Source organism: Salinivibrio sp. IB868, assembly GCF_001995655.1.
Lineage (GTDB): Bacteria > Pseudomonadota > Gammaproteobacteria > Enterobacterales > Vibrionaceae > Salinivibrio > Salinivibrio siamensis.
The window spans coordinates 86703-100956 of the sequence record NZ_MUEW01000006.1 but is presented as its reverse complement, the minus strand read 5'-3'; the positions used below and the strand labels follow the sequence as shown (position 1 = coordinate 100956).

11 protein-coding genes are annotated in these 14254 nt (G+C 53.0%); 8 read left to right on the top strand and 3 right to left on the bottom strand.

All coding sequences use genetic code 11. From position 1 onward, the window contains the following. Nucleotides 1–32 precede the first annotated feature (32 nt). Entirely contained in the window at nt 33–890 is an 858-nt protein-coding gene (gene rsmI, locus BZG20_RS08340) for a 16S rRNA (cytidine(1402)-2'-O)-methyltransferase (protein WP_077578696.1), read from the bottom strand. Between the two features lie 61 nt (nt 891–951). Here rsmI and BZG20_RS08335 point away from each other — a divergent pair, with 61 nt between their 5' ends. From BZG20_RS08335 to BZG20_RS08315, 5 genes are all read left to right on the top strand, one after another. Next, nucleotides 952–2802, top strand: a complete 1851-nt coding sequence (locus BZG20_RS08335) for a penicillin-binding protein activator (RefSeq protein ID WP_158010029.1) — start codon at nt 952–954, stop codon at nt 2800–2802. Then, the gene (locus BZG20_RS08330; RefSeq protein WP_077578694.1) at nt 2799–3164 is read left to right on the top strand and encodes a YraN family protein; all 366 of its coding nucleotides are present in this window, start codon (nt 2799–2801) and stop codon (nt 3162–3164) included. The genes BZG20_RS08335 and BZG20_RS08330 overlap by 4 nt, the downstream gene beginning before the upstream one ends. 3 nt (nt 3165–3167) lie before the next feature. Beyond that, a complete protein-coding gene (locus tag BZG20_RS08325) occupies nt 3168–3758 on the top strand; it encodes a phosphoheptose isomerase (protein ID WP_046073955.1) in 591 nt (196 codons plus the stop codon). Between the two features lie 3 nt (nt 3759–3761). Next, nucleotides 3762–4307, top strand: coding sequence for a BON domain-containing protein (locus BZG20_RS08320; RefSeq protein WP_077578693.1), 546 nt, complete (start codon nt 3762–3764; stop codon nt 4305–4307). 329 nt (nt 4308–4636) lie between these two features. Next, on the top strand, nt 4637–6589 hold the full coding sequence (locus BZG20_RS08315; protein WP_077578692.1) for a TonB-dependent receptor: 1953 nt from the start codon (nt 4637–4639) through the stop codon (nt 6587–6589). A gap of 106 nt (nt 6590–6695) precedes the next feature. On the opposite strand, the gene lptG is transcribed toward BZG20_RS08315, so the two are convergent. Beyond that, a complete protein-coding gene (gene lptG / locus BZG20_RS08310) occupies nt 6696–7769 on the bottom strand; it encodes an LPS export ABC transporter permease LptG (protein ID WP_077578691.1) in 1074 nt (357 codons plus the stop codon). Next, nucleotides 7769–8869, bottom strand: coding sequence for an LPS export ABC transporter permease LptF (gene lptF / locus BZG20_RS08305; protein ID WP_077578690.1), 1101 nt, complete (start codon nt 8867–8869; stop codon nt 7769–7771). Before lptF ends, lptG begins: the two co-directional genes overlap by 1 nt. Nucleotides 8870–9060: 191 nt before the next feature. On the opposite strand from lptF, the gene pepA reads away from it, so the two are divergent. The 3 genes from pepA to BZG20_RS08290 all read left to right on the top strand — a co-directional run bounded on the left by pepA (nt 9061) and on the right by BZG20_RS08290 (nt 14127). Beyond that, the gene (gene pepA, locus BZG20_RS08300) at nt 9061–10572 is read left to right on the top strand and encodes a leucyl aminopeptidase (protein ID WP_077578689.1); all 1512 of its coding nucleotides are present in this window, start codon (nt 9061–9063) and stop codon (nt 10570–10572) included. 147 nt (nt 10573–10719) lie between these two features. Next, nucleotides 10720–11250, top strand: coding sequence for a DNA polymerase III subunit chi (locus tag BZG20_RS08295; protein WP_077578688.1), 531 nt, complete (start codon nt 10720–10722; stop codon nt 11248–11250). A gap of 18 nt (nt 11251–11268) precedes the next feature. Then, nucleotides 11269–14127 carry a valine--tRNA ligase gene (locus BZG20_RS08290; RefSeq protein ID WP_077578687.1) on the top strand — a complete coding sequence of 953 codons (2859 nt, stop codon included), beginning with the start codon at nt 11269–11271 and terminating at the stop codon, nt 14125–14127. The last annotated feature ends 127 nt before the right edge of the window (nt 14128–14254 follow it).

Below are 14254 nucleotides of genomic sequence, written 5' to 3'. Positions count from 1 at the left end.
TCACCACGCAAGCCAGCGTAAATCACGCTTAGCTACAGATTCTCCAAGCCCCACTTATAGAGTGCGTTCTTTTTAACCGAATACAATTCCGCGACTAATGCCGCCGCTTTTTTGAGGGGTAATTCAGCCGCTAACAAACCAAGCGCGTGACAAGCTGCTGACGGCAAGGCGCTTTTATCGGCACGATAACCGGCTACCAATAACACCATTTCACCGCGCAGCCGGTTGGCATCTTCATTTAACCACTCAATCAGTTCGCCTAAAGGTGCCCCATGAATGGTCTCAAAGGTTTTGGTCAACTCACGCGCCAATACCACGCGGCGCGCCTCACCCAGCACTTCACGCATATCCGCCAAACTGTCGCGAATACGGTGTGGCGACTCATAGAAAATCAGGGTGCGAGGATCATCGGCCAAGGCGCGGAACGTATCCTGACGTGCTTTTGTTTTCGGGGGCAGGAACCCTTCAAAACTAAAACGGTCTGAAGGCAAACCAGAGGCACTTAATGCGGTGACCACCGCACAGGCCCCAGGCAAAGGCACCACCCGCACGCCCGCTTCACGGCATTGCGTGACCAAATGGTAGCCAGGGTCGCTAATCAGCGGCGTCCCCGCGTCCGAGACTAATGCAACTGACTGGCCTTGTTGCAAGCGCGCTAATAGTGCCGCCGCTTTTTGCTGCTCGTTATGCTCGTGCAACGCAAACGTTTTGGCATTGATAGAAAAATGCGAGAGCAGCCGAGCGGTATGACGTGTATCTTCGGCAGCGACCAGATCTACACTGGCTAAAACATCGAGAGCACGCTGGGTAATATCCGCCAAGTTGCCTATCGGTGTCGGCACAATATACAGCGTGGGGTGAGCATGGTCGGATAGATTTGCATCAGTCATTTGTTTAACAACCCTTCGGCGATTAAGATAGGGGCAACGTTGTCACGGTTGAAACATGTTCATGGTTAAACTTACCCAGAAGCGTCAAAGTGTAACACGACTTATCACCCCTGTAGCCCTAGCGTTAGCGCTGGCTGCGTGTAGTGCTCCGACGTCTACGCCAACTGCGCGTGATGTCATCAGTCAGCCGGCAACGGAGAATTCGACATTTTACCTGTTGCAAGCAGAAACCAGCCAAGGTGAAAAGCAAAACGACTGGTATCTACTGGCGATAAAAGCACTGCTTAACGAGCAACAGCTAAACCAAGCCGACGTGCTATTACAACGCTTGTCGGAGCGCCAACTCAACACCCAACAACGTATTGAGTGGACCTTGGCGCGCGCGCGCTTTTTGGCGCAAACCGGCCAACTCGCCGATGCCAACCAGGTATTGACGCTTGCTCCCAGCTGGCAGCTTAAAGACAGTCAATATGAACGTTTTTACCAGCAAAAAGCCAAGATTGCTCGCCAGCAAGACGATGCGCTCGGCGCGGTGAAAAACCAGTACCAATTAGCAAATTATGCTAGCGCCGATGACGCGCAGCAAGCCTGGAACACCTTATGGCAAGATTTACAGTTACTCAGCCAAAATGACATCAAGCAGCTGCAAAACAGCGACGATGATATTCTTGCCGGCTGGGTTGCGTTACTTGATATCGCTCGTCGTTACACCGGCGATGTGGCTGAGATGCAAAGCCAGTTGGATGCCTACTTAGCGTCGCATCCTGCGCATCCAGCAAACCAATATCTCCCTGATAACTTGGCTGATATCCAGGCGTTAACCATCACCCAACCCACCCATGTTGGTGTGATGCTGCCACTGACCGACAAGTTCTCCGAACAAGGCGATGCCATTCGTGATGGCTTTGTCGAAGCCATGCTGGATGCTAATGCTGAGCAACGTCCCAAGATACGCTTTTACGACACCAACGCCTTGGATATTGATACGCTCACCCAACGCATCACCCAGGACGGCGTCGATTTTGTCGTCGGGCCTTTGCAAAAACACAAGGTAGCCGCTGTGAGCAACGCCATTGCTGGACAAGTGCCAGTGTTAGCGCTCAATGAACCAACGGATGATAACTATCAACAAGGGGTATGCTATTTCACCTTGTCCCCCGAACAAGAGGCAGCGCAAGCGGCCGATCGCTTACACCAACAGGGATATCAATTCCCGCTGGTGCTCTATCCTGACTCTGCCTTTGGACAGCGAATGCGCGACGCCTTTTCCACGCGTTGGCAATCACTCACCGACACCGAGGTAGAACAAGCACCGTTGGGTGATCGCGATAAAATGCAAGCGCGCATCCGTGATATTTTCGGCTTAGACGCCAGTCAACGTCGAATCGCCCAAATGAAGCAGCTCACCGACTTGCCGTTGCAATCACAAGCGCGTAGCCGGCGGGACATTGATGCCGTGTACATGGTCGCCGGTGCCGCCGAGCTTACCTTGCTCAAACCCTTTATCGAAGTGGCCATTAATCCGGATGTGCAGCCACCCAAGCTGTACGCCAGCTCACGCAGCAACAACCGCGCAGATGGCATGGGCCAATTGGCCGAACTGCAGGGCATCGAGTTTAGTGATATTCCGCTGCTGATTAGCAGCCAAAGCGCAGCGTATCAGCAATACCAGCAGCGCCATCCTTCACCGAGCAATAACACCACGCGTTTACACGCGCTTGGGATGGATGCTTACGGCCTGCTGAAAGGGTTACCGCAAATGCAGGCACAACCTGGCTACCAGTTTAGTGGCCAAACAGGCCAATTATCACTGGCGGAACACTGTGTTATCCATCGACAACTGGACTGGGCGCGGTTTGGCAAGACAGATATCGAGCCCATTACTAACCAAACCACGCAGGATGCGCAGTGATACGTCCTCAGCCTAGGGCGAAAGGGCAAGCTTACGAAGCACAAGCTTGCCAGTACCTCGTTCGCCATGGGCTGACCATTTTGGATAAAAACGCGCACAGTCGCCGTGGAGAAATCGACTTAGTGATGCAAGACGGCACCTGCTTGGTGTTCGTCGAAGTCCGTTTTCGCCAAGGGCGCGGATTTGGTGGCGCAGCTGCCAGCATTACCACCACCAAGCAGCGACGCTTAATTCTGGCGGCAGAACGCTGGATGCAATGTCGCGGCATAAAAAGTACACAAACCGAATTTCGCTTTGACGCCGTCACTTTTGATGGCAGTGTTGAGGCGGTCAACTGGATTAAAAACATCGTTCAAGGGTAAGTCATGCTAGAGAGCATCAAAGAGAGCTTTACCGAAAGTATTCAAACCCAGATAGCTGCCGCTGAGGCAATCCCTGAGTACCTGTCACAATCGGCTCAGGTGATGGTACAAAGCCTGCTTAATGGCAATAAAATTCTCTGTTGCGGTAACGGTGGCTCAGCCGCCAATGCCCAGCATTTTGCCTCTTGCTTGCTTAATCGCTTTGAAACCGAGCGCCCGAGCTTGCCAGCATTAGCACTGACCACAGACACCACCACCTTAACGGCGGTGGCCAATGACTATAGCCATGACGAAGTGTTTTCTAAGCAAGTGCGCGCCTTAGGACAAGCTGGCGATATTTTGCTGGCGATCTCTACCAGTGGTAACAGCAAAGACATCATCAAAGCCATGGAAGCCGCGGTAACCCGTGATATGACCATTATTGCGATGACCGGAAAAGACGGTGGCGAAATGGCCGGATTGCTCGGGCAGCGCGATGTCGAGATCCGCATTCCGTCACAACGTACCGCACGGATCCAAGAAGGGCACTTACTCACCGTGCATTGCTTGTGCGACCTTATCGATCAGGTGCTCTTCCCTTCTCACGGAGAATAAACCATGCGCCTGATAATCACCTTGATGTTTGCGCTTATCTTGCAAGCGTGCTCTACCGTGTACTCCTCCGACCCACGCACCACCGGCGAGGAGTGGCAAGACACACAAATTGGCCTAAACACCGCTGGGATTGTTAATAAACCACCGTTTAGAAACAAAATTCGTGCAAAAGCGGCCGCTTTTCAAGGGCAAGCTCTGTTAGTGGGGCAAAGCACCGATCCGGCTCTGACCGAGCAATTGGTTGAGCGCATTCGCGCGTTGGACAATGTCGACGTGGTCTATAACGAAGTGCGCGACGCGCCGATGATTGGCCTTGCCGACATCAGCACCGATAGCTGGCTCACGACCCGCGTGAAAGCGGCATTCGTGGCCGATGATCAGTTACGTTCGGTCAACATCAAGGTGATCACCGAAGCACGAGAAGTGTTTTTAATGGGGGCAGTGACCCAAGCGCAAGCGGACACAGCGGTGGACATCGCCCGCAATGTGCGTGGCGTCGAGCGCGTGATCAAAGCGTTCCAGTATGTCGGTGACGAGAACTCGCCATAAGACAGGCCTCACACTCACAACAAGCAACCTATTTGTCAGCCGACCTCTGTGTCGGCTTTTTTACGTCGGTGCGTATTCACCTGCTTCGCCACCGCTCTCCCACTCGTCATATTGTTCTTCATCAATCACGTTGCTTTCTCGTTACTCTTCACTTTCTTTTTTATCGATAAGAAAAAACATAACCGCCACATGTACCACTCAAACACACACAAAATAGTTACAAATGCTAATGATAACGATTTATATGACAATTTTTATTAGTTGATCTTGCTCCTCCCTGATATAGTCCCGCCACAACTAAATGAGAACTATTTGCATAGGAGTATGACATGCATTTACGTTTAAATCCGCTTACCCTCGCGCTCATCACCGCGGGCACCCTTAGCCTCCCTGCACATGCCCAAGATGCACAGCCTGTCGAAACGGTAACCGTCACCGCCGACAGCCTGCAAGGTAATATGGCGGTCAGCGCTGAAGAGCTTGAAGCCCGTCAGGCTCAGGATTTGGAAGACATGTTCCGCGACAACGCCAGCATCAATGTCGGTGGTGGCGTCGGTGCCGGCCAGAAGGTTTATCTGCGCGGGGTTGAAGATACAAACCTCAACATCACCGTCGATGGTGCTGCACAAGGGGGTTACTTATTCCACCACCAAGGCCGTTTAAGCATTGAACCCGAGCTTCTCAAGCGCGTTGGGGTCGAGTCAGGTCCAGCGAGCGCTGACAGTGGCCCCGGTGCACTGGGTGGCAGTGTACGTTTTGAAACCAAAGACGCACAAGACATGCTACGTCCCGGCCAAACCATCGGGGCTCGACTTTCAGGCGGCCTTGAAAGCGCAGCCAATGCCACCTCTGGCAGCTCTGCCGTGTATGGTCGCTTGGGTGAGTCCCTAGGGATTCTTGCCTACATGAAAGGCCGTAACAGTGATGACTATCGCCACGGCGGCGGAGAGCTACAACCGGCAACGGCGAGCCAACAACGTAGCTACCTAGTTAAGTTATCACTGCTCAATCACGGTGATCACGATGTCCGTGTCAGTGCCGAGCGTCGTACCGATCAGGGTGATTACTTTGTCCGTGCTCATATGCCCTACTTCAGCCGCCAGTCTCGCAGCTATCAAGAAACCGAGCGCGAAACCCTCTCTTTTCAACATCGCTGGGCGCCGGATTCTGACTGGATCGAATTGACCACCAAGTTGTATCAAAACACCTTGGATCTGGATCGGATTGAAAGCCAAACCTTTAGCCGTGCCCGTCAAATCGGCGGCGATATTCGCAACCAAATGCGCTTTGATACCGGCGCAGTGCAACATGCGCTCACCACGGGTATCGATATGTTCGAGCAAAAAACCGAAAACCTCGATTACGACGAAGCCAACGGTGCCAACAATCAAGACAAAGCACGTAATATCGGCCTGTTTTTACAAGATAGAATGACAGTCGGTGACCTTGGCATTGCATGGGGCGCACGCTTTGATGATTACCACACCGATTACGGCCAAGCCGGCGACGTCGATGGCAGTGAGGTTTCACCCAACTTGCAGCTGAGCTATCAAGCCACAGACAACCTGCGTCTGCATGCCGGCTACGGCGAAGCCGTGCGCGGTACCAAAACGCGGGAAGTGTTGCTGATTGGCGGTGCTGTTGAGGTAGATAAAGATCTACAGCCTGAGCAAGCCAAGCAAGCTGAAATCGGCGCGGAATGGCAAGGCTATGGCATGTTGACCGAGCAAGACACCCTAAATTTAGCGGTTACCGGCTTTAACACTCAAATAGAAAACTACCAAGCGTACGATCGCCGCAGCGACCCAAATTATCTTTACAACCTCGAGGATGAGGTCACAAGTCAAGGCATCGAGGCGCGCGTGGGCTGGGCACTCAATCAGTTCGATACGCAGCTCAGCTATAGCCATGTCAGCATGGAAGATGAAAACGGCGATCCTCTAGGCGACGCAATGGCAATCGGCGCGTCAGTGGGTAACACTTGGGTGTGGGATACGCAATATCAGCTGGTTGATACGGATGTGAGCTTGGGCTATACCCTGACAGGCGTGGAGCGCTTGACCGATGTGCAAGACGGCGATCACGAGAAGCCTGGCTATGTAGTGCATGACGTGCGCGCGCAGTGGCAGCCAGCCGCCTACCAAGGGCTGACGGTATCATTGGCGGTCAACAACCTGCTCGACAAGGAATACAGCGAGCACAGCTCGTTCACCTTAAACAGCGGCAGCAGCATGCCTGAGCCAGGGCGTGACCTACGTTTAGGCATGAGCTATCGTTTCTAAGTGTTTACTGTCCTATCCATAATACACAAAGGGCCGACAGCATGTCGGCCCTTTTTTGATCCCTTTATAGGGCTCACTGTCCAAGCGATAGTTTACGCCTGACAAGCTACAACTTGCGCCGAAGTAGCAGCAAAGTGATCACTAAGAAAATCACACTTGGGGTAATGGCACCAACCGCTGGCGGTAATTTGTATACCAAGCTCATTGGCCCAAAGACCTCATTGGCAATATAAAAGCCAAAACCAAAGATCACCCCAGAGAGCACGCGCGCCCCCATGGTCACGCTCCGCAGTGGGCCAAACACAAAGCTGAGCGCCAGCAACATCATGACTGCAATCGACAACGGCTGTACCGCTTTACGCCATAAAGCAAGCTCGTAGCGAGAGGCATCTTGTTGAGACGCCTGCAAGTAAGTGACGTAGCTGTACAAGCCTGACAAAGAGAGCTCCTCGGGTTTCACCGTCACCACTGCTAACTTGTCGGGGGTCAGCGTGGTTTTCCACACCAGTTGATCTTGCTGCACGTTAGAAATCGCTTCGCGCTTTTGCATCCGGGTAATGGTGACATCTTTAAGCATCCAACTGTCTTGATTAAGGTAGTCAGCACTTTCGGCAAACACCACATTGGTCATATTTTGCTGATCGTCAAACTTCCAGATGCTCACGCCCGTGAGGTTATCTTGCTCATCGGCGCGGGCAATATAGATAAAGTCATTACCGTCTTTCGCCCATACGCCGCGCCTCACCGACATCACATTGCCGCCTGATTTAGCAATGGCACGTAACTCACGCGCGGCTTTTTGCGCATCGGGCGCGCCCCATTGACCCAGTACCATCACGATGAGCATCAAGGGGATCGCGGTTTTAAGCACCGACATACCGATTTGCAGCTTAGAAATACCCGCTGCCTGCATCACCACCAGCTCGGAGCTGGATGCCAGCATCCCTAACCCAATCAAGGCACCCAGCAATACTGCCATCGGGAAGAACATTTCAATGTCACGTGGCATACTCAATACCACGTACAAAATGGCTTTACCCATGGTGTAGGTGCCATCACCCACCGAGCGCAGCTGCTCAACAAATTTGATGATCGCTGACAACCCCACCAAGGTTGCTAGGCATAACGAGGAGGTGCCAATCAGCGTGCGACCAATGTACCAATCAAGAATGCGAAACATCAGGCAGATCCTTTTAAGCTAGCTTTGAGTTTTCGCACCGGTAGCGAATCCCAACCGGCAAGCACCACAGCCAATAACAAGGCAGCGATATTGACACTCCAAAGCCCAATTTGAGCGGGGAGATCGCCATCTTCGACCGCCGATTTGGCGGCACTGATCGACAAAAAGTACGCCAGATAAATCAAAATCGCGGGGAATAGCTTAGCGAACCGCCCTTGGCGTGGATTCACCGCCGACAATGGCACCACAATCATGGTCATCAACGGAATACACAACACCAAAGAGATACGCCACTGCAGTTCAGCGCGCGCTTTTAAGCTCGACTCACCAAACAGTTGTAGCGTAGGCACCGCATCCCAGTCGCGACTTTTCTCGCGCACCTCACGCTGACCAATCAGCACCTGATAGTTCTCGTAGGTAGTCACACCATAGTTAAGCTGGGTGGGTAATCCCTCAGTGCGGGTGCCGTCGACCAGGTCCAGTACTTGGCGGCCATCGTCGAGCTCAGAGACATAGCCTTTGTCTGCCACCACCACATTGGGTAGCAAGGAGCCACGCGGCACCGGCTGAGCAACAAACACCTGATTGAGGGTTTGGCCATCATCTTCAATGTTATCGACAAAAATGACCGCTTCGCCGGAAGGGGCGCTTTGAAACTGACCTTGCACCAGCAGCTCCAGCCCCGATTTAGCTTCCAGCTGCTCCATGACTTCTAATTCTTGGTTATTGGCCCACGGTGTTAGCCAGAGTGCGTTAAAGGCGGCCACCGAGCCGGTAATGATCGCCAAATAAAGCGCCGCGCGGATCAGAAACTCGTTACCGATCCCGGTGGCGTTCATCACGGTGATCTCACTCTCGGCATACAGGCGGCCAAAAGTGATCAAGATCCCGATATACAAACTTAGTGGCAACATCAACATCGCCATCGACGGCATGTAGAGCCCCACCAAGGTAATAATTTGATCACTAGGGATCGATCCCTCCGTGGCATTGGCCAGCACACGGATGAACTTTTGGCTGAAAAAGACCAGAAATAACACAAATAAGACTGCAACTTGTGTCTTAACCGTCTCCCGGATCAAATATCGAACAATTATCAAAGCGAAGGCACCTATGGAAAACTTGTTTTTTTACTCGAATAACTATAGTTTCTGGTTTAATTAGTTGTTTTCTAATCTTTCGGCCATTTGTTGACCGCCGGCTGATCCGGGCGCATGTAGAGCGTTCAACAACATAGAGGCGGCATTATCCAACATTTGGTCTCAATTGTCTTTAGGATCTAGGAGTACAAATGGAGTTCAGTGTAAAGAGCGGTAGCCCCGAAAAGCAACGCAGTGCCTGTATTGTCGTCGGAGTATTTGAGCCTCGCCGCCTCTCCCCTGTGGCCGAGCAGCTCGATAAAATCAGCGACGGCTACATCAGCGCCTTGCTGCGCCGCGGTGATCTGGAAGGAAAACCCGGCCAAGTGCTCCTGCTGCACCATGTCCCGAACGTCCTGTCTGAGCGTGTCCTGCTAGTCGGCTGCGGTAAAGAACGTGAGCTGGGCGAGCGCCAGTATAAAGAAATCATTAAAAAAACCATCAACACCCTGAACGAAACCGGGTCGATGGAAGCGGTCTGCTTCTTAACCGAACTGCACGTTAAAGGGCGCGATACCTACTGGAAAGTGCGCCAGGCGGTTGAGAGCACCAAAGACAGCCTGTACACCTTTAACCAATTCAAAAGCGTTAAGCCAGAAATTCGCCGCCCATTGCGCAAAATGGTGTTCAACGTGCCAACACGTCGTGAACTAAACCTGGGTGAGCGCGCTATCGCGCACGGTTTGGCGGTTGCCTCTGGTGTTAACGCCTGTAAAGACTTGGGTAACATGCCACCAAACGTGGCCAACCCAGCGTACCTTGCCTCGCAAGCGCGTCGTCTTGCCGACGACTATGAAACGGTCACAACCCGTATCATCGGCGAGCAAGAAATGGAAAAACTGGGCATGCATTCGTACTTAGCCGTTGGCCGAGGCTCCAAAAATGAGTCGATGATGTCAATCATGGAGTACAAAAATAACCCAGACCCAGACGCCAAACCGATTGTATTGGTGGGTAAAGGGCTGACGTTTGACTCGGGCGGTATTTCCATCAAGCCTGGCGCCAACATGGACGAAATGAAGTACGACATGGGCGGTGCTGCGTCGGTCTTTGGGGTGATGCGCGCGCTGGCCGAGCTCAACCTGCCGATTAATGTTGTTGGGGTGCTGGCTGGCTGTGAAAACATGCCCGACGGTCAAGCGTATCGTCCAGGTGATATCCTCACTACTATGTCAGGCCAAACCGTGGAAGTGCTCAACACCGACGCTGAAGGCCGTTTAGTCTTGTGTGACGCCCTGACCTATGTTGAACGTTATGAGCCAGAATGTGTGATTGATGTCGCGACCTTAACCGGGGCGTGCATCATGGCCTTGAGCCACCACATTAGCGCCTTGATTGCCAACCAAAACCCACTGGCGCACGATATTATTAACGCCTCAGAGCAAGCCGGTGACCGAGCCTGGCGCCTGCCAATGACTGACGAGTTCCAAGAGCAGCTCGACAGCCCGTTTGCCGATATGGCCAACATTGGCGGTAAAGGTGGCGGCACCATCACCGCCGGGTGTTTCTTGTCGCGCTTTGCCAAAAAGTATAACTGGGCGCACCTAGATATCGCGGGTACCGCTTGGAGAAGTGGCGGCAAAGAAAAAGGCTCAACCGGTCGCCCGGTGCCGTTGTTGGTTCAATTCTTACTGAACCGCTCTGGCCTAGAAGTGGAAGAGTAAGGAGAAGGAGGCCAACCGGCCTCCTTTTTTGTTCACGCTTTATTCAATACTGGTGTCTGTGCGCACAATCGGCTATGTTGTTGGGCTCGCGCTACCCGGACACCCTGCTTTTGGGACGGAGGCCGTTTCTCATATTTAGGAGCGTATATGCCCACCGCCACCTTTTATTTGCTATCGCCGCCTGATCCAGCCGACGATACCGAACGCCCGGGGCTAACACCCGAACAGCAAGCGCGTGAAAACAAAGACAGTGATACGCAAAAGCGTGACACACAAATCATAGTAGCAACCGCTATCGAACTGGCTTTTTACTACTATCAACAAGGGCAACGCATTTACCTGGCCGCGCACGACCAAGCCCAAGCGCATCAACTCGATGATCTGCTGTGGCAACGTGACCCAGATGTATTTTTGCCCCATAACTTGGTCGGTGAAGGGCCGCGAGGCGGCGCACCGGTGGAAATCGGCTGGCCTGGCGTACGTCATACGGGCCATCGCAGTGTGCTTATCAATTTGGCGACAGAGCCATCAAATTTTGCGCCTTCGTTTGCACAAGTGGTAGACTTCGTCCCTTGCGATGAGACGCTCAAACAGCACGCGCGTCACCGATATAAAGCATACCGACTGGCAGGCCTGCAACTTCATACCCTGGCCATCGACCAATCGCCCAAACCTTGACGATCTTTCAAGAGCGCTATGGAAAAGACATATAATCCACAATCAATCGAAAAAGCGCTGTATCAGCGCTGGGAAGAGGCGGGCTATTTCCGACCTCATGGTGATACCAGCAAAGATGCATTCAGCATCATGATCCCCCCCCCTAACGTGACCGGTAGCCTGCATATGGGCCACGCGTTCCAGGATACCATTATGGATACCCTGACCCGTGCCGCACGGATGAAGGGCAAAAATACCTTATGGCAAGTGGGAACAGACCACGCCGGTATCGCGACGCAGATGGTCGTGGAGCGCAAGATCGCCGCCGAAGAAGGCAAAACCAAACACGATTACGGTCGTGAGGCCTTTGTTGACAAAATTTGGCAATGGAAAGGCGAATCCGGTGGCACCATCACCCAACAGCTGCGCCGCTTAGGGGCCTCTGTCGACTGGGATCGCGAACGCTTCACCATGGATGAAGGCTTTTCTAACGCCGTCAAAGAAGTGTTTGTTCGCCTGCACCAAGAAGACTTGATTTACCGCGGTAAACGCTTGGTGAACTGGGATCCTAAGCTGCATACGGCCATTTCCGACCTAGAAGTGGAAAACAAAGACAAGAAAGGCCACATGTGGCACTTCCGTTATCCACTCGCTGATGGCGCTCAAACCGCTGAAGGCAAAGACTACATCGTAGTGGCGACCACCCGTCCAGAAACCATGCTGGGCGACACCGGTGTTGCGGTCAACCCAGAAGACCCGCGTTATAAAGACCTGATTGGCAAGCACGTGTTGCTGCCAGTGGTTAATCGTCGCATCCCAATTGTGGGCGATGAGCACGCCGACATGGAAAAAGGCACCGGGTGTGTGAAAATCACCCCCGCGCACGACTTTAACGACTACGAAGTCGGCCAGCGCCACCAACTACCGATGATCAACATCCTGACCTTGAACGCCGACATTCGCGATCAGGCAGAAGTGTTTGATCATAAAGGCCAGCCAAGCGATGCCTTCGATGATGCCCTGCCAGAAAACTACCAAGGCCTAGAGCGTTTTGCCGCGCGTAAAGCGATCGTCGCCGAATTTGATGCGCTGGGTTTATTGGATGAGATTAAAGATCACGATCTGACCGTGCCGTATGGCGATCGCGGCGGCGTGGTGATTGAGCCAATGCTCACCGACCAGTGGTATGTGCGCACCGCGCCATTGGCAGAGCCGGCGGTAAAAGCTGTTGAAGACGGCGATATCCAATTTGTGCCTAAGCAGTACGAGAACATGTACTTCGCGTGGATGCGTGATGTGCAAGATTGGTGTATTTCACGCCAGCTTTGGTGGGGCCACCGCATTCCTGCCTGGTACGACGACCAAGGCAATGTCTATGTGGGCCGTGACGAAGACGAAGTACGTCGCGATAACCAGATTGGCGACGATGTGGCGCTGCGCCAAGACGAAGACGTGTTGGATACTTGGTTCTCATCCGCACTATGGACCTTCGGCACCCTAGGTTGGCCAGAAAACACCGACGCACTGAAAACCTTCCACCCTACCGATGTGTTGGTGTCAGGCTTTGACATCATTTTCTTCTGGGTGGCGCGCATGATCATGATGACCATGCACTTCATCAAAGATGAAAACGGTAAGCCACAAGTGCCGTTTAAGACCATTTACATGACCGGTCTTATCCGCGATGAAAGTGGCGCCAAGATGTCAAAATCCAAGGGTAACGTACTCGACCCGCTCGATATGATTGACGGCATCAGTGTTGACGAGCTGGTTGCCAAGCGTACCGGCAACATGATGCAGCCAAAGCTGGCAGAAAAGATTGAAAAGGCGACCCGTAAAACCTTCGAGAATGGTATCGAAGCCCATGGCACCGACGCGCTGCGCTTTACCCTCGCGGCATTAGCCTCAACCGGCCGTGACATCAACTGGGACATGAAGCGCCTTGAAGGGTATCGTAATTTCTGTAACAAGCTGTGGAACGCCAGCCGCTACGTGCTGATGAACACCGAAGAGCAAGATTGCGGCATGAGCGGCGGCGAGATGCAATTCTCACTGGCCGATCAGTGGATCGAGTCTCAGTTCCAGCAAGCGGCGAAAGACTTCAATACCCATCTCGACAACTACCGCCTCGATATGGCGGCCGGTGTCTTGTATGAGTTTATCTGGCACCAGTTCTGTGACTGGTACTTAGAGCTCACCAAACCCGTACTGTGGAAAGGTGACGAGGCACAGCAACGTGCTACGCGTTACACCCTGATCACCGTCTTGGAAAAAACCTTGCGTCTCGCGCACCCTGTGATCCCCTACATCACGGAAGCGATTTGGCAGAGCGTCAAACCATTGGTTGACGGTGTCGACGGCGACACCATTATGAACCAGCCATTGCCACAATTTGATGCCAGCCGTGTTAACGCGCAAGCGTCAGAAGACATTGAGTGGGTGAAGCAGTTTATCGTCAGCATCCGTAACCTGCGCGCAGAATACGACATTGCCCCAAGCCAGCCGCTTGAGGTGATGTTAAAAGCCGCAGATAGCCGTGATGCTGAGCGTGCGACCCGCAATCGCACTACCTTGAATGCTCTGGCGAAACTCGGCAACTTCACCGTGCTTGACGGTAGCGAAACCTTACCTGCGTGTGCCTCTGCGTTGGTCGGCAGCTCGGAGATCTTGATCCCGATGGCGGGCTTGATTGATAAAGACGCCGAGTTAGCACGTCTGGATAAAGAGATCGCTCGCGTAGAAGGTGAAATCAAGCGTGTTGAAGGCAAGCTTGGCAACGAAAGCTTTGTCGCCAAAGCACCTGAAGCCGTGGTGGCGAAAGAGCGTGAAAAGCTCGATGGCTATCGTGAGAGCCTCACCAAACTTGGTGAGCAAAAAGCGACCATCGCCGCGCTATAATCCTCGGCTCACTCAGCCTATCAAGCCACACCGCTCGGTGTGGCTTTTTTTATGCCCCACCTCGGCGCAAAATGGACTGCTCAGTTTTTAAACGCTTGTTATCCCTAGCACTGATCGCCGTTGATAG

Excerpts from the sequence above, each read along its gene's own strand:
- rsmI (WP_077578696.1), bottom strand. The coding sequence starts at position 890 with ATGACTGATGCAAATCTATCCGACCATGCTCACCCCACGCTGTATATT.
- BZG20_RS08335 (WP_158010029.1), top strand. The coding sequence starts at position 952 with ATGGTTAAACTTACCCAGAAGCGTCAAAGTGTAACACGACTTATCACC.
- BZG20_RS08325 (WP_046073955.1), top strand. The coding sequence starts at position 3,168 with ATGCTAGAGAGCATCAAAGAGAGCTTTACCGAAAGTATTCAAACCCAG.
- BZG20_RS08320 (WP_077578693.1), top strand. The coding sequence starts at position 3,762 with ATGCGCCTGATAATCACCTTGATGTTTGCGCTTATCTTGCAAGCGTGC.
- BZG20_RS08315 (WP_077578692.1), top strand. The coding sequence starts at position 4,637 with ATGCATTTACGTTTAAATCCGCTTACCCTCGCGCTCATCACCGCGGGC.
- lptG (WP_077578691.1), bottom strand. The coding sequence starts at position 7,769 with ATGTTTCGCATTCTTGATTGGTACATTGGTCGCACGCTGATTGGCACC.
- pepA (WP_077578689.1), top strand. The coding sequence starts at position 9,061 with ATGGAGTTCAGTGTAAAGAGCGGTAGCCCCGAAAAGCAACGCAGTGCC.
- BZG20_RS08295 (WP_077578688.1), top strand. The coding sequence starts at position 10,720 with ATGCCCACCGCCACCTTTTATTTGCTATCGCCGCCTGATCCAGCCGAC.
- BZG20_RS08290 (WP_077578687.1), top strand. The coding sequence starts at position 11,269 with ATGGAAAAGACATATAATCCACAATCAATCGAAAAAGCGCTGTATCAG.